Below are 18501 nucleotides of genomic sequence, written 5' to 3' on the forward strand. Positions count from 1 at the left end.
CTTATTGAAGCGTTAAATGGTTGGATTTGGCTAGAAAAGTACCAAAAACGCTTCATTATTGCTAGTAATATCCCTAAAAGTCAAAAAATTGAGTTTTGGTTTTTCATGGAAAGAAATAAGCGAAGTGAGCGTTTTCAATCTAGTTGAGTATGCACCTGCTTTTGCTTCCTTTTTAAGGAAATCTGTTCACAATATGTTTCAAAAACCCCTCACACCCTTTTTTAAAAAGAGTTTTTATTGGCTATTTTTTGCCATTTCCTTGAGTCAATGGAATGTTTTTGCCCAAACATCCTACACTACTGATGCCAAAACACTGGCCAAAGGGCAGCAGCTTTTTCAGGCCAATTGCTCCACTTGTCATAATTTCCTTCAAAAAGGAATAGGGCCAAGTTTGGAACGAGCCACGACCGAATTACCCGCCGATTGGCTGAAAAAAGTCATCCACAATGCCCCCGAGGTACTTGCCAGCGGGGATGCTCGCCTAACCAAACTTTTTGAAGATTACAAGCAAGTCATGCCTCCCTTCACGCAACTCAAAGGTGCTGAAATTGAGGCTATTTTGGCTTTTATTCACAAAAATCAAAAGGAATTAGCCCGCGACAAAGAAGCAGTGGGGGCGGTGTTGGACCCATTGCCCGAAAAGATTAAAAAGGAAGGTTGGCAAATGCAACTTCGGTACCTCTCAACCGCTCCTGTAACAGGCCCCAAAGCGCCATTGGCACGTATCAATAAAATGCTTGTGCTGAAAGGCCAGAAAGACCGCGTTTTTGTTTCGGACTTACAAGGGATTTTATACGAACTGATTAATAATCAGTGGAATGTGGCCTTAGATATTCGTAAAGAACGGCCTCAATTTATTTCGTCTCCTGGGTTAGCTACGGGCTTGGGGAGCTTTGCTTTTCACCCTGATTTTTCCAAAAATGGCTTGTTATACACCACGCACACCGAAAAAGCAAACAGTGCTTTGGCCGATTTTCGTTATGCTGATTCCATCAAAGTCACTCTGCAATGGGTGGTTACGGAATGGAAAATCGCCAATTCGGGCACGATTCCTTTTGCGGTAAAAGGGCGTGAGTTGTTTCGTATAAACATGGTTTCGCCCATTCACGGAATGCAGGAAATTACTTTTAACCCACTTGCCAAAGCAGGGGATAAAGAATACGGGTTGATGTACATCGGCATTGGTGACGGCGGCGCTTCCGAAAATGGTTTTCCTCACATTTGTAATAGCACCAACGGAGCGTGGAGTTCGGTGTTGCGCATCGACCCTCTCGGGAAAAATAGCCGAAATGGTCGTTATGGCATTCCTGAAAGTAATCCTTATGCCAATGCCACTTCGCCCTCGACCGTCAAAGAAGTATTTTGCCGAGGGTTTCGCAATCCCAACCGTATCACGTGGAGTCCTGATGGAAAAATGCTCATTACTGACATCGGACAAACCAACATCGAAGAGTTGAACCTTGGAAAAGCAGGGGCAGATTACGGCTGGCCCGACCGCGAAGGAACGTTCGTGATTAATCCGCGCGGACGAATGGATAAAGTGTTTCCACTGCCTGCCAACGAACCTCCGCAAAAATATACCTATCCCATTATGCAGTACGACCACGACGAAGGGAAAGCCATTGGGGGAGGGTTTGTGTATCAAGGCAAAGCCAATCCTGATTTACAAGGGAAATACGTGTTTACGGACATTAACAACGGGCGGGTGTTTTTGGCAGAAAATGCGCAGTTTGTTCAAGGTAGGAGTGCTCATATTCAAGAGATTGAGTTGGTAATTGACAACCAACCTGCCGACTTTTTTCAATTGCATTCTCCCGCCAAACCCGATCCACACATTGGCGTTGGGTTAGACAACGAAATGTACGTTTTTACCAAAGCCGACGGGAAGCTTTATCAAGTAGTAGGGTTTTCACGCAAGGCTAAATAATAAGAATGGGATGTTGGGAGCAGTTTTGGCTCCAACATCCCATTCAATATTCGTCTTTCAGTTTTCTCTATTTTTTGGTCGCAAATGGAAACGTGACGGGGTACAAAATGGCTCCGTCAAACTCCCGAATAAAGGTCGAAAACTGCTTTTTACCTTCTTTTAATTCAATGATGCGAGCGCCATTTTTGGTACGCAAATAGGTATTTTCACTTCCCGAAAAACATCCGTACGTCAACGCGATTCCGTAATATTCTACCAAATAGTCGTTTACGTGGTCGTGCCCTACAAACGTCCCTAATACGTCTCCTGATTCTACCATCGCGGCAAACATCCCCGAATTGATACTTGGCGGACACTCGTTTTCGTAACGGACGCCACGGCGGCGATTTTTGATGTTATCAAACGCCATTCGGTACTCAGGCAACGGAATATGAAAAAAAGCCAAAGCGGGTAAGGTATCTTTCTGGGTTTCTTTGAACTTGGCACTGGTTTTCTGAAACCAATCAACTTGATTATGATTAAACCAGCCGTAGCCATCGACCCGATGTTTTATTTTTGAATAAGCGTGCGAATCCATCGCGTAGAGAATCGCCGCGTTGGCGCCCGATTTTCCCTTCACGGTAATCGCGGCATTTAAGTAACCATCTACCCCTGGAATCGACGGAATTTTATTCAAAAGATAAGGTTTTGTGGTTACGTATGCAGCTACTTCAGCCCGCTTCATTTCGCTTTCGTCATCGTGATTTCCCAACGTGACGATGTACGGAATTTTACGCGAAATCACCACTTCCAGCACTTCGTCCCAACCTTGTTTGGTAGGAGCGCTGACCACCACATCGCCCGTAAAGACCACCAAATCAGGTTTTTGTTCGTCGAGCGTGGTGCGCATCATCGAAATGGATTTTTTGGATGGTTCCGCTCCTGCTTTGTAGTGCAAATCGGTAAACTGAACAATGCGAAAAGTGCTGTCGGAGCGGAATTTTAATTCTTGGGCCTGAACGGCAGAAACAATCAATAACAGGAACGCAAAAAAGGAAATAAATCTGTTTTTCATATAAATGGTTAAGTTAGACAAGAAATTACGGTTGTGGATTTAATACGTTTGAAAAGTAAAAGTGTCCTATTGAGCGCGTTTTTATTTGTGCCAAAAATAAAACAAGGGAAATTAAGGGAATGTTATCAATTAGCCGTACTATCTTTACTCTCATTAATGAAGTTGTTTCATCAAACCGTCATTCCTCTTGAATTTCACCGACGAGATTATAGACGCCCTGTCTATTGATTGCCTTATTTTTGGATTTAAGGATGCCCAACTTTCCATTCTTTTGGTCAAACACGGAATCGGTCCGACTTTGGGTCAATGGGCTTTGCCAGGAAGTTGGATAAAATACAATGAAAGTATCGACGAAGCTGCGGGGAGAATCTTATCGTCGCAGACTTCCGTGGAGAATATCTATTTAGAGCAGTTCAAAACCTTTGGGGAAGTTCGTCGATTTTCTCCTCGGAGGGTCATCACGATTGCCTATTATGCCTTGGTCAACATCGAAAAATTTGAGCTGCATCCAGGGCCTACCGAAGCCGATGTGTCTTGGTTTAACATCCAAGAAGTACCAACTATGCCTTTTGACCACAACAAAATTTTTGAAGATTGCCTCAGTTTTTTGAAACATAAAATCCAGCACGAACCCATCGGATTCAATTTGCTTCCTGCAAAATTCACGCTTTTACAATTGCTCGAACTCTACGAAGCGATTCTAGGACAAAAACTCGACAAATCGAATTTTAGAAAGAAGTTTCTGAAAATGAACCTATTGGTGGATACCCAAGAACGCCAACAAGACGTATCGCACCGTGCTGCGACCTTGTATCGGTTCGACGAAAGTGTGTATAATAAACTCCTAGAAAAAGGGTTTACGTTTGAAGTATAGCCCTTGGTCTGACGATTGCCTGACCAAGGGCTACGGTCAGACGACAGTCAGACCGAAAACGGCTACAGGTCAGACGATAGTGATTATCGTCTGACCGAGTGTGCTATTACAATTGCCCTTCGGTCTGACTATCGTCTGACCGAGTGTATGGCACAATCGGTTGAATTTTTCCTGCGGCATCGTAAAAAATCTCCGTCATTTTGATGCTTCGGAGGTGCGTAACCCCTTCTGAGAGGCTCGAATCATGGTAAAAAAGATACCATTTCCCTGCTACTTCACAGATTGAGTGGTGGGTTGTCCAGCCTACTACAGGTTGAAGAATTTGGCCTTGGTACGTAAAAGGCCCGTAGGGCGAATCACCCGTGGCATAGCAAATGTAGTGCGTATCGCCCGTCGAATACGAGAAATAGTACTTGCCATTGTAGCGGTGCAGCCAAGGAGCTTCAAAAAAACGACGCTCATTGTCGCCAGCCAACAACAAATTTCCTGCTTCATCCAAAATCTGTACGTCTAGCGGGCTTTCGGCCAGCTCCAACAGATTGTCGGTTAACTTGGCAATTTTTGGACAAAGTGCCGTTTCGTGGGCTAATGGTTCTTGATTTTCAGCGTCATAGACGTTGTCGCGGTACTTTTGTAATTGACCTCCCCAAATTCCCCCAAAGTACAAATAATAGCTTCCATCGGAGTCTTCAAATACCGCAGGGTCAATGCTGTAACTGCCTTTAATCGGCGATTTTTCAGCCACAAACGGCCCAGTTGGCGATGCTGAAACGGCTACCCCGATTTGAAAAATTCCTTCGTGGTTTTTGGCAGGAAAATAAAGGTAATAGTTGCCGTCTTTGTGCGCGGCATCGGGCGCCCACAACTGCCGTTCGGCCCACGGAACATCGTTTACGTGCAGCGCCACCCCGTGGTCGACCACTTCACTATTCACGGATTCCATCGAAAAAACGTGGTAGTCTTCCATGCCAAAATGGTCGCCGTTGTCATTAAACGGAATGCCTGCGTCAATGTCGTGGGAAGGATAAATATAAATTTTTCCGTCAAAAACGTGCGCCGATGGGTCGGCTGTAAACAAATGTGAAACCAACGGTTGAGAAATTGCTCGTTCGTTAAGTTTCTCAAAATCAATGTGCTCGATGCTATCTTCTGGCATTGTTTTATTTTTTATTAATTGCTGTAATCAACTTTGGTCGGATGTAAGAAACGTTTATCACTTCGACGAAGGAAGAAGCCCAACACCTACCGCTGACGTTTTTCCTTCAAGTCAGCTTCAATTTGTACTTCCATCGTTTTGTTGATTTCGTACCAAAACAACAAAGCGACGCTTACGAGAAAAATCAAGCCTGGGTAAATACTTACGGCCATTTTGATGCCGTTGACAGCCCCTGCCGTTTGTTCGGTTTGTTCGGCCACATACCCATAATTTGATAAAATTCCTGCCCCGAGCGACCCACCAATGCTTAGCCCTGCTTTCAGACCAAAAATCATGGCAGAAAAGATAATGGCCGTAGCGCGGCGGTTGTTTTTCCACTCCGAATAATCGGCGACGTCAGCAATCATGGCCCAAAGCAACGGAATCGTTACGCCGTAGGTAAAGCCGTGGAGAATTTGAGTGAAAAAAACGAGGCCAATACTGTCTTTGGAATAAAAATTAAACATCAATAAACACAGGGCCGACAGCGCCAAGAAGATTCCGAAGATGTTTCGTTTGCCAAAACGGTCGGCCAGCGGTTTAGAGAACATGATTCCGACAATCATAAAAATAATTCCACCCGCATTAAAAACGCTGTTGGCCGAAGTGGGGGCATCTTCGGGCCACTCAAACTTTCCTAAGCCTAAACCCGTAATGGTGGCGTTTAAGCCCCGAATAAAGTCGTTAAAACCAATGGAATCGAGGTAAGCTGCTTCGGCAGCGTGGTCGAGGTAGTAGTTGAAATAATAAATGTACATACCGCCTTTGAGGGCTAAGGTGACAAAAATGAGAATGGTCACCAACAGCATAATAACCCAAGGCTTGTTCTTAATAAGGTCAGTCAAATCTTGTTTAACGGAGTTTTTCTCTTCAACGGGCGGTACTATACGCTCTTTGGTGGTTAAAAAAGTAATCCAAAAACAAATCACGCCTACAATGGCAAAAAAGAGCATCACTTTTTCAAATCCAACGGCTTTGTTTCCGTGGCCCAACGACAATGCCAAAGGAAGAAGTAACGATTGGATGATAAATTGGGCAACCATCACGGCCACAAAACGATAGGAGGAAAGGCTGTTTCGCTCTTTCATGTCGCCCGTAATGACGCCACTGAGTGCCGAATACGGCAAGTTGTTGGCCGAATACACAATCACGAGCAACAGATAGGTGGTGAGGGCGTAGATAACTTTGCCCGTGTCACCAAAATTGGGCGTAGAGAAAGCCAGCAAAGAAATGACTCCAAAAGGTAAGGAAGTCCAGATAATCCACGGACGAAATTTTCCCCAGCGCGTGTTGGTGCGGTCGGCAATGAGGCCCATTAAGACATTAAAGAAGGCTCCCAACAAACCTCCCACAAAAATGATGATACTGGCCGTACCCGCGGGGATTTTGTAAACGTCGGTGTAGAAATACGCCAAAAAGGTCATTAACGTCTGAAAAATGAGGTTGGCAGCCAAATCTCCGAGACTGTAACCGATTTTTTCAATGACCGAAAGTTGCTGATTACTGGAATTCATTGGTAGTGTCCGTTAAAGGTTAATTGGAAGCATAAGTGGGGTTATGGTAATTTTTACTATAATATATTGGTAATTTTTTTTAGCCGCAAAAAAATAAATCACAACTTATTGTAAATAATACCATAAGATAATAAAACTTTATTACTTTTGTTAGACTATTCACAAAAAATCTTTGTTTGATTATATTAGCTCGATTTCACTATGGCTTCTTCAGTTCAAGACCATGTTCTATGGAAATCATATCGAGAAGGCGATAAGCAGGCGCTTGGCATGATTGTCGAGCGTTATTATCGTACGTTGCGGCGTTATGGTCTAAAGTTTATGATTGATGAAGCGGCGGTGGAGGATTGCATTCAGGATTTGTTTTTGCAACTGTGGCAAAATCGGCTTCAAATCAATGACACTTGTTCGGTCAAACATTATCTACTGAAATCGTTGCGGAGCCATATCATTCAGTTTTTACGGATTGAAAAACATTTTACCCACCAAGAACCCGATTGGGACACGGCTTTGCCGAAAGAAATAGATGTTGAAACGCTTCTCATTCAGGAAGAAGTGGCTTTGTTCCAAATCAATGAACTCAAACGACAACTAGATACGCTCCCTGCCCGCGAACGCGAAGCGCTCTATTTAAAGTACTACGAAAACTTATCGGTGGCAGAAATTGCCGAAACGATGAATGTCAACCGTCAATCGGTTTCTAATTTTCTACAAAAAGCACTGACCAAATTGCGTAGCCGTTGGTTGGTTGCTCCCCTTTATTGGTTCATTTGTCTTTTCCTCTAAAAAAAATTAACCTTCGTTAGGGTATCTCGTTTGGGTATCTTCATACTATCATTAAAAATAGTAGAAAAGTACCAAATGAAACCATTTTCCAATCCCCATTCTGTTACCGAACTGCTCGAAGATGAAGCTTTCCAGCGATGGATGAAGGAGCGACGTCGGGAAGACCGTTGGTTTTGGGAAGAATGGCTTCAAGTGTATCCCGAAAAAAGAGATTTGTACGAGCAGGCCGTTGCGGCTTTCTTATTGATTGAAGGTAAAGAGGATAATCTCACGGACGATGAAGTAGCCCTAAAAACAGACCAAATTTTGGCCTCAATTCCCGATGATTCTGCCAATAATATCAAACCGCTCCTGGGTTGGACATGGGTGCGCTGGGTAGCGGCGGCGATTGTGATTGGTCTTGCCACGTGGTACCAATTTTTACCTAAGCCCCAAGATGCCACCTTAACGTCCAGAAATGAAGAAAAGGCATTGGAGGAAGGAAAATGGACACGGGTAAGTAATACGGGTCAGCAGCCAATGGTGGTGCTGTTGCCCGATAATTCGTCGGTCGTCTTGTCGCAGGGGAGCAGTGTGCGTTTTCGGAAAGAAATAAGTAAAATCAAACGAGAAGTGTTTTTGCAAGGCGAAGGCTTTTTTGAAGTAGCCAAAGATGCCCAAAAACCATTTTTTGTTTATACCAATAGTCTCACTACCAAAGTGTTGGGGACAAGTTTTCAAGTGCGTTCTTTTGAAGGAGAAACCGTGGCGTTGGTAAAAGTAAAATCGGGGAAAGTGGCGGTTACGTCGGTGGCAGCCCCCAACAAACCGACTTTTCTGACCGAACATCAGCAACTCAGTATTGTTACCAAAACAAACGAAGTAATTCAAAAAACGAGCGACAATGTAGCCGAGAACCCCACTGCCATCGTCAATCAACAGTTTACGTATGAGTTTGCGCCCGTTTCGGAAATTTTTGGCCAATTGCAAGAAGCATATCACCTCCCGATTCAGTACGACCACGAAAAACTACAATCTTGCACGTTTACGGGCCAACTTAATGATGTACCATTTCTTGAAAAAATCCGATTGATCTGTCTTACCATTGAAGCAACCTATGAAGTCGTTGATGATAAAGTGATTATTCACAGCCAAGGCTGTAATTAGTTGTTGTTCATTCTTTCTTTAACCTATCTATTAAAAAGTATGAGTTAGATTCTATCACTTTCCTTTCCCCAAAAAGAAAAGCGATAGTGCTCCAACACTATCGCTAGTACTACTCTGAAATGTGTTTACCAGACACATTTAGCCGTTACGGCGAGCAATTGTTTTTGTCATTTCTACCAAAAAACAACAAAACGAACAAATGTATGGATTCCCATTTATTTAAACACAACGTTTGGATTAGGATTATGAAAATTTCAGGTCTGCAGTTCTTGCTTGTGCTCTTATTTTTCAAAATAAGTTTTGCCCACGATAGCAAAGCGCAAGAGTTTTTGAACCGCCGCATTAGTTTTTCGGCCCAGAATCAAGATGCTGAAGTGATTATCAAACGCATTGAGAAACTAGCAAAAGTGCAATTTCTGTTTAGTCGAGAAGTTGTACAATCAAAGCGTAAAATCACGTATCAAGCCAACAATGAAGAACTTTTTGGCGTATTGGAGCACATTTTGACCCCGCTAAACCTTACTTACGAAGTAGTGGGGCAACAAATTTTAATCAAACGGCTGCCTGCACCGCCCACACCCGCCCAAGAAAAATCTGCGGAAGCAGCGAGTGTCTCCGACATCAAGCTCATTGACATCACAGGCCGTGTCACAGGAGACGACGGTCAAGGATTACCAGGCGTAAGTATTCAGGTCAAAGGGACGGTGAAAGGAACCAGCACCGATGCCAACGGCGACTACAAACTGTCACTTACTGATGCCAACGGCGTTGTGTTGGTTTTTTCGTACGTCGGCTATGTTAGCAAAGAGGTAGCAGTAGGTGCGCAAAAAATCATTAATATTCGTTTAGAGGCAGACAACAAGACCCTCAACGAAGTGGTGGTAGTAGGCTACGGTACGCAGCGCAAAAGAGACATTACGGGTTCGGTGGTGTCAGTGAACGAGGCAACCTTGAAAGAAGTACCTGCCCCCAACCTTTTGAACCAACTTAAAGGCCGTGCCGCAGGGGTTTCTATTGTGAGCAACGGTTCTACACCTGGTAGTCAAGCAACCATCCGTATTCGCGGAAACCGCTCCCTTACAACAGGTAACGGTGACGGGCTTGATGGCCCGCTGGTAGTAGTAGATGGAATTCCGTTTGGGGGATTGAATGACATTAACCCTGATGATATTGCTAATCTTGAAATCTTGAAAGACGCATCGGCAACGGCCATTTATGGTTCAAGAGGAGCTGGTGGTGTTATCTTGATTACGACAAAAAGAGGAAAAACGGGCAAGCCAGTGTTGACGTATGATGGTTACCACGGGGTGACAAACATCATGGGCAAATACAACGTCATGAACGGCGAGCAGTACGCCAAATTCAAAGAGCAATCGGCGGCACTGAACACCCAAGGCGCAGGTACAACGGCCTATCCACTCACGGAAGAAGAAAAAGCAAACCTTGCCGCAGGCGTTTCTACCAATTGGCAAGATTTATTGTACAAACAGGGCTTTAACACAAGTCACCAGCTTGGCTTGCAGGGTGGTGTAGAAAATACCCAATACGGTTTGGGGCTTGGTTATTTCAATGAAACGGGTATTATGCCGAATCAAAATTTTCAGCGTATGAATATCCGTGCTACCATAGATCAAAAAATTGGCAAGCGAGTAAAAATAGGTTTAAATACCCTCAATACCCTTACTTACCGAAATGATCCTGCAGGGGGAGGCGTTCCGACGGAGTTGGTGCGTCTATCGCCACTGATCAAACCCTACAATGAGGATGGAACCGTACTTTTGAACCCTAAACGCGGAACCATTGAGGCGCAGGCAGTAAGCCCGCTTACCCTCATTTCTCGCGGCAACGATATTCTTTCGAGAGAGCGTGCTATCAGAACATTCAATAGTTTGTACGCCGAAGTCAACATTTTGGATGGCCTCAAGTATCGGTTCAACGTTGGATTGAACTATAGCCAGACTGGTTTTAATGGCTACGGTCCGCCAAATACATTTGTCAATACAGGAGTGGATCAAAGTGTATCAAGCGCCGAAATTAGAAATACGGAGTATTGGGACGTCAATATGCAGCACTTGCTGTATTATGATAAAACCATTGGAAAACATCGAATAGGCTTTACGGGGCTCTATGAATATACAAAAAATCACTCGCTTGGTAGCCGATTTACGGTAAGGGGAGTTCCCGCTGATTACATTAAAACAGCCAATTTTGCGCTGGCTTCTGGAACGCCCGTTGCACCTACCGACTTCGGCAATTCCTTTTCAGAAACGGGGCTGCTTTCCTACATGGCCCGCTTGAACTATACGTTCAATGATAAATACACCTTGACGGCAACGTTCCGTAGAGATGGTTCATCTACCTTGTCTCCCGCTAATCAATACTTCAATTATCCCGCCATTGGTTTGAGTTGGAATGTCATCGATGAGCCATTTATGAAGGATTTAGCCGTTTTCTCTAACCTAAAATTGAGAGGTGGTTGGGGGATTTCGGGTAACCGTAACGTAGGTGCTTATGCGACGTTAGGGGCACTTTCGACGGGTTATTACAACTTTGGAACAACGACTGGGGGGCAGGTACTTGCCTACACTGTTACGAGCCTTCCAGCGGCTAATTTGGGTTGGCAATCGACGGCTCAGACAGATGTTGGTTTAGAAATTGGTTTGTTTAACAACCGTATTACGGGAACATTTGATGTGTATTTCCAGAAAACGAAAGACATTTTGCTTTCGGTCAACCTTCCAGAAAGTAATGGGGCCAATTCTACCCTGAAAAACTTAGGAAGAACCGAAGGAAAAGGGTTTGAGTCTTCGTTAACGTTTGATATTTTCAGAAATAAGGATGGTTTTAATTGGAGTACCGATGTGACCTATTTCTTTAACCGTGAAAAAATCACGCAGCTTACCACCCCGACCGAGTTGGATAACAAAGGAAACTTCTGGTTTGTTGGACAACCGTTGACCGTTATTTATGACTACAATAAGATTGGTATCTGGCAACAAGCGGATTTGGATAATGGCACGTTGAAAAAACAAACGTCGCCAGTGCAGATTCCTGGTGAAATCAGAGTGGAAGATGTTGATAACAATGGGGTGATTGATGCCAATGACCGCAAGATTATCGGTAATTTTCAACCAAAATGGGAAGGTGGTCTAACCAACAGATTCAACTACAAAGGCTTTGACTTATCTATCGTTACTTTCGCCCGCATGGGAATGAAAGTAGTAGTGCCTTATTTGTCGGGTACGTCGGGTGGTGGTTCTGGTTTTGGCTTCTTAAATCAAGGACGTTCCAACCAATTGGTGATGGATTACTGGACCCCAGAAAACCCAACCAATGCGTTCCCTCGACCAGATGCAGGTGGTGGTGTGCGTAACTTTACTTCTACTACTTCGTATCAAGACGGTTCTTTCATCAAAATGAGAAGTATCAACTTAGGTTATACTGTCAGTGGAAAAACCCTAACCAAATTGGGGATTTCTTCTGCCCGCATTTACCTAAACGCTACGAACCCTTTCATCATTTACTCGCCACTGGTGAAAGCCAAATTGGCGGTTGATCCTGAAGGAAACGGTTATGGTAATACCATTCAAGGAGGCAATTTCAACCGTTTCGTAACGGTCAACCTAAACAATCCTCCAGTGCGTCAATATACGATGGGTGTAAATCTTAAATTTTAATTCAAGATGAAAAAAATACATAGTTTAATCCTTGCTTTTACTTTGCTATTCTGCTTGAGTTGCGGGAAAATATTGGAAGAGCATCCGCAATCACAAATTGTCCCCGCTTACTTTAATAGTTCTGCTGGGGTATTGGGCGGGATTGCTGGCGTATATAATTTGATCCGAAACCAATGGGGAACCGAAGGGTTTTCTTCCGAAATGCAAGCTGGTACCGACGAATTTATTCAGGGAGCCAGCAGCGGCGGAGGCCCGATACATACCTACAATGGTCTCAATAGTTCCAATTTCGGCTCGGCTTGGGGGACGTCTTTTGTGGCAATCAATACCATCAACGGTGTATTGAAATATGGACAGAGTATTGACCTGCCAGAAGCAACAAAAAAACAATATTTAGCCCAGGCCAAGTTTTTGAGAGCTTTCTGGTATTTTTATTTGGTGCAAACATGGGGAGATGTTCCATTGAGTACGGAGTTTATTACGGTTCCCTCACAAAGTGCCAAAAGAGACCCCGCAGCCGAGGTATATAAGTTGATTATTCAAGACTTAACGGAGGCCGCTGCTGCTTTGCCCGATAAACCAACTGCTCCATTCTTAGGAAAGGCAGCGACCAAGCCTGTGGCTTTATTTTTCTTGGCAAAAGCTTATCTGACCCGTGGTTGGCTGACAAATTCGCAGGCAGATTTTGCGGAGGCAGCTAAAATTTCAAACGATCTTATTGCGGCGAAAGGAACCTATGGTTTAGACCTTTGGCAGGATTTTGGCGATGCTTTTGTTCCTGCCAACGACTATGGGAAAGAAACCATGTTTGTTAGCGATCACTCAAATGATGCTAAGTTTGGTTATTATACCGTAGGAGGTGGAGCCAGTGGTGGTGATGCGCAAAACCTTACGCCTTGGTTTACCAACTGGAACTATCCGAACAACAGCGGACTCAATTCTTTTATAAATGCGTCGGGGGTATTGGTGAACTCAGGCACTTCAGGGATGATTCGTGATTCGTACTATGGTCGCCCATACGCCCGTATTCGCCCGAACAGTGTGAAGCAAACCTCAGGCGAAAGCACAGGTAAAAATTATTTTCTTGATCAGGCGTTTGTAAAAAGAGATGTTGACTCAAGATTTGCCAATACATTCTACACGACGTATATTTCTAATACTGCGGTAACAAATACAGCGACAGCCGCCAATAACAAACGCGGTATTGGCTATACCATGCAAGTTGGCATTGATACCGCCGTGTGGATTACAGATTATGAAGTGGTAGGTGCTCCGCAATTTAACGGAACAAGACCCTTTAAGGGAATCATCGCGCCGCCAAGCACGTGGAATGCCAATTTATATCCTGCTATTAAGAAACACATGGATCCGAGCCGTGGCACTAATTTCAATGACCCTTCTACTCGTCCAGTTGTTATTACTCGATTTTCTGAAGTATATCTGATTGGTGCTGAAGCGTATTTGATGTCGGGTAACAAAGCCAAAGCGGCTGAACTTCTCAACGTCATTCGCCAACGAGCGGCTTATCGAAAAACCAATACTGCGGCGCAAAATGCTGCGGCAGCAACTGCCATGACGATTACGGCCGATGATGTCACAATTGACTTTATCTTGGATGAAAGAAGCAGAGAGTTTTTTGGTGAATGGATGAGATACCACGATTTGGTTCGGACCAAAACCTTGGTAAGACGTATAAAAGCTTGGAATAGTGAGGCGGGGCCGTATATAAAAGATTTTCATGTTTTACGGCCAATCCCTCAGTCGCAAATAGACCGCACGGTGGAAGGTCCTAAATTTCCGCAAAATCCTGGCTATTAGAGCAATAGCCGTTGTGTTTATAGATAGATAAAGAGAGCGTTAGAGATGTAAGTGGCATTTGTCACTTACATCTTTTTTTAATCTTTCAATTATTGTATTTGTATATTTTATGAAATAAATATAACTTTTTATCTTTGCTAAATCAGTTATCTCTTTCTGAATAAATAAAATCGGTAGTGGGAACAGCACTATCTTTTTTGTAACTATAAATGTGTCATATTTACACATTCCTTTTGTGTTGTAAACGTATTATCAATGAAACAGTTACTGTTATTTTTCTTATTGGTTTTATCATCATTGGGTTTTGCCCAACCATCCAAAAACCTCAGACTCTGGTACAACAAACCTGCGGGAACCGTCTGGGAAAATGCCCTGCCGATTGGGAACGGGCGGTTGGGTGGAATGGTCTATGGCAATGTTGGCAAAGAAACGATTCAGCTGAATGAACACACCGTTTGGTCGGGTAGCCCCAACCGCAACGATAACCTCGACGCGTGGGCGTCGTTGCCCCAAATCCGCCAGCTGATTTTTGACGGGAAACAAAAAGACGCCGAGAAACTGGCTAATAAAACCATTATCACCAAAAAATCGCACGGGCAGATGTTCCAGCCCGTCGGTAGTTTGCAACTGACCTTTGACGGCCACGATAACTACACCGATTACTACCGTGACCTCGACATTGAGCGGGCAGTTGCCAAAACGAGCTATACCGCCAACGGCGTAACCTATACCCGCGAAATCTTTGCGTCGTTGCCTGAGCGCGTGTTGGTCGTGCAGCTTACGGCGAGCAAACCGAGTGCGCTGTCGTTCCGCGCTTCCTATACTACCCCTCAGTTAAAACCAGTCATCAGCGCCAATGCCAACGAACTTACCATTGCGGGCACTACCTCCGACCACGAAGGAGTGAAAGGCATGGTGAAATACATGGGTATTGCGAAAATAAAAACCAACGGTGGTACGGTCGCCGCCAACGATACCAGCCTGACCGTAAAAGAAGCAACGTCGGCTACGATTTATATTTCGATTGCGACCAATTTCGTCAATTATAAAGACGTTTCGGGGGATGAAAAAGCCCGCGTTTACGACTACCTGAACAAGGCATTTCCTAAGCCGTATGCGGCTTTACTGACTCAACACATTGCCGCTTACCAACGCTATTTTAATCGGGTGAAACTGGACCTTGGCATTACCGACGCTGCCAGACTCCCAACCGATGAACGGCTTAAAAACTTCCGCTCGGTCAATGACCCTCAGTTGGTTACGCTCTATTACCAATACGGTCGTTATCTGTTGATTTCGTCTTCGCAGCCGAGCAATAAAGGGGAGTCGGGGCAACCTGCCAACTTACAGGGCATCTGGAACCACCGTATGCGTCCGCCGTGGGACAGCAAATACACCATCAACATCAATGCCCAGATGAACTATTGGCCTGCCGAAAAAACCAACCTGTCGGAGCTGCACGAACCGTTCTTGAAAATGGTAACGGAGCTGTCGGAAACAGGTCAGGAAACGGCGCGGGAGATGTACCACACCCGTGGCTGGATGGCGCACCACAATACCGACATCTGGCGGGCAACGGGGGCCATCGACGGGGCTTTCTGGGGTATGTGGCTCGGCGGCGGTGGCTGGACAGCCCAACACTTGTGGGAGCATTATCTGTACAGCGGCGACAAAGCGTATCTGACAAAAATTTACCCCATTCTGAAAGGAGCGGCTCTTTTCTACGCCGATTTTCTGATTGAACACCCTAAATACAAATGGCTGGTGATCAACCCTGGGAGCTCCCCCGAAAACGCCCCGCAAGCCCACGACGGTTCGTCGCTGGACGCGGGCACGACGATGGACAACCAGATTGTGTTCGATGCCTTCAGTACGGTGATTCGGGCAACGGAAATTCTGAAAAAAGACGTTGCATTTGCTGATACACTCAAACAATTACGGAATAAACTGGCTCCCATGCACGTGGGGCAATACGGTCAATTGCAGGAATGGCTCGATGACGTGGACGACCCCAACGACCACCACCGCCACGTGTCGCACCTATACGGCCTGTTCCCTTCTAACCAGATTTCCCCGTACCGCACGCCCGAATTATTCAATGCGTCGCGGACTACCCTCATCCACCGTGGCGACGTTTCGACGGGCTGGAGCATGGGCTGGAAAGTAAACTGGTGGGCCAAGTTGCAGGACGGCAATCACGCCTATGCGTTGATTCAGAATCAGTTAACGCCCCTTGGTGTCATTAAGGAAGGCGGTGGAACATACAACAACCTGTTTGACGCACACCCACCGTTCCAGATTGACGGCAATTTTGGCTGTACGTCGGGCATTACCGAAATGCTGATGCAAAGTGCTGACGGAGCCGTACACCTGCTGCCTGCGCTGCCCGATGTGTGGCCTGCTGGCAACGTGGGCGGCTTGCGCGCCATCGGCGGTTTTGAGGTGACAGACATGCAGTGGAAAGACGGCAAACTAACCAAACTGACCGTAAAGTCCACTTTGGGAGGCAACCTGCGGGTGCGCACGCCCAATGCCCTCAAACTTACTAGTGGCGGCGGCTTAAAACCAGCGACAGGCGAGAACCCAAATGCGTTTTATGTGACCCAAAAAACGGCCCCTGCGGTCATTTCTGCCAAAGCCAGCGTGGCACCTCTTTCGTTGAAAGAAACGGTGCTATACGATGTGCCAACGCAGGCTGGGAAGTCGTATGTCTTTGTTGCCCAATAAACTAACGAACAGAATACTTAAATCATAACCATGTTGAAAACTGCACTTACCGCCTTTTATCTTGCTTGCTTAATGGCATTGAGTCCACTTGCGCAGGCCCAGAAAGTTACCTTAACCAACCCGATTTTGACGGGTTTTTATCCTGACCCGAGCATCGTTAAAGTCGGGGCTGATTATTACAGCGTGCATTCTACGTTTTCGTACTTTCCGGGTCTGCCCATCATGCACAGCCGCGACCTGAAAAACTGGAAACAAATCGGCAACGTCATCAGCCGTCCATCGCAAATGGATTTCATGGGCGAGCGCATGAGCCGTGGGCTTTTTGCTCCTGCCATTACGTATTACAAAGGCGTCTATTATGTTACTTGTACGGATATTGACCATGACGGGAACTTTGTCGTGACCGCTACCAACCCAGCGGGACCGTACAGCAACCCTGTAAAACTTCCACAAGTCAGGGGTATCGACCCATCCATTTATTTTGACGAAGCCACCGATAAAGCTTATGTGGTTTATAACAGCGATGCTCCTGATAATAAACCACTTTATCCGGGTCATCGCACCGTTCAGATGTATGAGTTTGATTACAAAAACTTAAAAACGATCGGAGAAAAAAAGCAATTGATAAACGGTGGGGTGGACATTAGCAAAAAACCAGTTTGGATTGAAGGTCCACACATTTTGAAACGCAACGATTGGTATATACTGTATTGTGCCGAGGGAGGAACTTCGGTTAATCACTCACAAGTGGCCTTGCGTAGCAAAGATATTTGGGGACCGTATGTACCGTTTGAAGGCAACCCAGTCTTGACCCAAAGAGGCTTACCCGCCGACCGCCCCAACCCGATTACGTCGGCAGGGCACGCGCAGTTTATTGAAGGCCCCGACGGCAATTGGTACTCGATTTTCTTGGCTGTTCGCCCTTACGAAGGTGATTTTTACAACACAGGTCGCGAAATGTTCATTGCTCCGCTCACGTGGGTAAACGATTGGCCAATGATTGAACACGGCGAAAAAGCCATTGAATACAAGTATGCTACCAACATCAAAGAAGTAAAACAGAAAGGGGCTTTGCCGCAAAACGGCAATTTTGCTTATACCATGACCTTCGACAAAGGACTCGACCTTTCGCTCATGCACTTGCGAACGGTTGATAGTAGTTCATTTAAAACGTCTAAAAATGGTCTAACGCTTAAACTCAAGCCTGAAACAATCTCAGAGTTGGGCAATCCATCTTTTGTGGCCAAACGCCAGCAACACATGTATTCAGTAGCTGAAACAGAGTTGAATTTTACGCCAAAAACTGAAAAAGAAAAGGCGGGTTTGGTGATTTATCAGGACGAAAGCCATTTTTACTTTTTGGCAAAATCTATCAAAGATGGTAAAACACAAGTGGAATTATACAAAAGTGTGCATCGCAAAAAAGACGTAGAATTGATCAATACGTTACCCGTAGGAAATGGCAAATTGAGTTTAAAAATAACGTCAAAAGCCGATAAAGTTGATTTTGAGATTTCTGAAAACGGTAAAACGTACAAAATCGTTGCCGAAAACTTAGATGGGAAGCACTTATCTACCAAAGTATCAGGTGGATTTATTGGCAATGTGTATGCTATGTATGCTACTTCAAATGGTGAAAAAAGCGATAATACAGCAACATTTAAGTATTTGAAATACAGCGGCAATGATCCTGTATTGAAATAATGTACCCTTGGAAAGGTTTTGAACCTTTCCAAGGATGAAATGAAATACAGTGGCAATGATCCTGTATTGAAATAAAAAA

The 18501-nt window shown here is 44.9% G+C and carries 11 protein-coding genes; 8 read left to right on the forward strand and 3 right to left on the reverse strand.

Going from position 1 to position 18501, the window contains the following annotated elements:
• The first annotated feature begins 193 nt into the window (after positions 1 to 193).
• On the forward strand, positions 194 to 1927 hold the full coding sequence (locus tag FHS57_RS26400; RefSeq protein WP_183978978.1) for a PQQ-dependent sugar dehydrogenase: 1734 nt from the start codon (positions 194 to 196) through the stop codon (positions 1925 to 1927).
• A gap of 67 nt (positions 1928 to 1994) precedes the next feature.
• Here FHS57_RS26400 and FHS57_RS26405 read toward each other — a convergent pair whose 3' ends face one another.
• Positions 1995 to 2981 carry a metallophosphoesterase family protein gene (locus tag FHS57_RS26405; RefSeq protein WP_183978980.1) on the reverse strand — a complete coding sequence of 329 codons (987 nt, stop codon included), beginning with the start codon at positions 2979 to 2981 and terminating at the stop codon, positions 1995 to 1997.
• A gap of 187 nt (positions 2982 to 3168) precedes the next feature.
• On the opposite strand from FHS57_RS26405, the gene FHS57_RS26410 reads away from it, so the two are divergent.
• Complete coding sequence (locus FHS57_RS26410) at positions 3169 to 3855, forward strand: NUDIX hydrolase (RefSeq protein WP_221225737.1); 687 nt, start codon at positions 3169 to 3171, stop codon at positions 3853 to 3855.
• 106 nt (positions 3856 to 3961) lie between these two features.
• Here FHS57_RS26410 and FHS57_RS26415 read toward each other — a convergent pair whose 3' ends face one another.
• Positions 3962 to 5011: a glycoside hydrolase family 43 protein gene (locus FHS57_RS26415; RefSeq protein WP_183978982.1), complete on the reverse strand. Its 1050-nt coding sequence runs from the start codon at positions 5009 to 5011 to the stop codon at positions 3962 to 3964.
• An 86-nt stretch (positions 5012 to 5097) separates the two neighbouring features.
• Positions 5098 to 6564 (reverse strand): MFS transporter, encoded by a 1467-nt coding sequence (locus FHS57_RS26420; RefSeq protein ID WP_183978984.1) that lies wholly within the window; start codon positions 6562 to 6564, stop codon positions 5098 to 5100.
• 201 nt (positions 6565 to 6765) lie between these two features.
• Between FHS57_RS26420 and FHS57_RS26425 the strand changes: the two genes are divergently transcribed.
• The 6 genes from FHS57_RS26425 to FHS57_RS26450 all read left to right on the forward strand — a co-directional run bounded on the left by FHS57_RS26425 (position 6766) and on the right by FHS57_RS26450 (position 18422).
• Positions 6766 to 7350, forward strand: a complete 585-nt coding sequence (locus FHS57_RS26425; RefSeq protein ID WP_183978987.1) for an RNA polymerase sigma factor — start codon at positions 6766 to 6768, stop codon at positions 7348 to 7350.
• A gap of 75 nt (positions 7351 to 7425) precedes the next feature.
• Positions 7426 to 8496: a FecR family protein gene (locus FHS57_RS26430; protein ID WP_183978989.1), complete on the forward strand. Its 1071-nt coding sequence runs from the start codon at positions 7426 to 7428 to the stop codon at positions 8494 to 8496.
• Between the two features lie 245 nt (positions 8497 to 8741).
• Positions 8742 to 12173: a TonB-dependent receptor gene (locus FHS57_RS26435; RefSeq protein WP_229601461.1), complete on the forward strand. Its 3432-nt coding sequence runs from the start codon at positions 8742 to 8744 to the stop codon at positions 12171 to 12173.
• 6 nt (positions 12174 to 12179) lie between these two features.
• The gene (locus FHS57_RS26440) at positions 12180 to 13991 is read left to right on the forward strand and encodes a RagB/SusD family nutrient uptake outer membrane protein (RefSeq protein ID WP_183978993.1); all 1812 of its coding nucleotides are present in this window, start codon (positions 12180 to 12182) and stop codon (positions 13989 to 13991) included.
• Between the two features lie 255 nt (positions 13992 to 14246).
• Positions 14247 to 16718: a glycoside hydrolase family 95 protein gene (locus FHS57_RS26445; RefSeq protein ID WP_183978995.1), complete on the forward strand. Its 2472-nt coding sequence runs from the start codon at positions 14247 to 14249 to the stop codon at positions 16716 to 16718.
• A 30-nt stretch (positions 16719 to 16748) separates the two neighbouring features.
• Complete coding sequence (locus tag FHS57_RS26450) at positions 16749 to 18422, forward strand: glycoside hydrolase family 43 protein (protein ID WP_221225738.1); 1674 nt, start codon at positions 16749 to 16751, stop codon at positions 18420 to 18422.
• Positions 18423 to 18501: the final 79 nt, after the last annotated feature.

Source organism: Runella defluvii (genome assembly GCF_014195535.1).
In the GTDB taxonomy this organism is placed as follows: Bacteria; Bacteroidota; Bacteroidia; order Cytophagales; family Spirosomataceae; genus Runella; species Runella defluvii.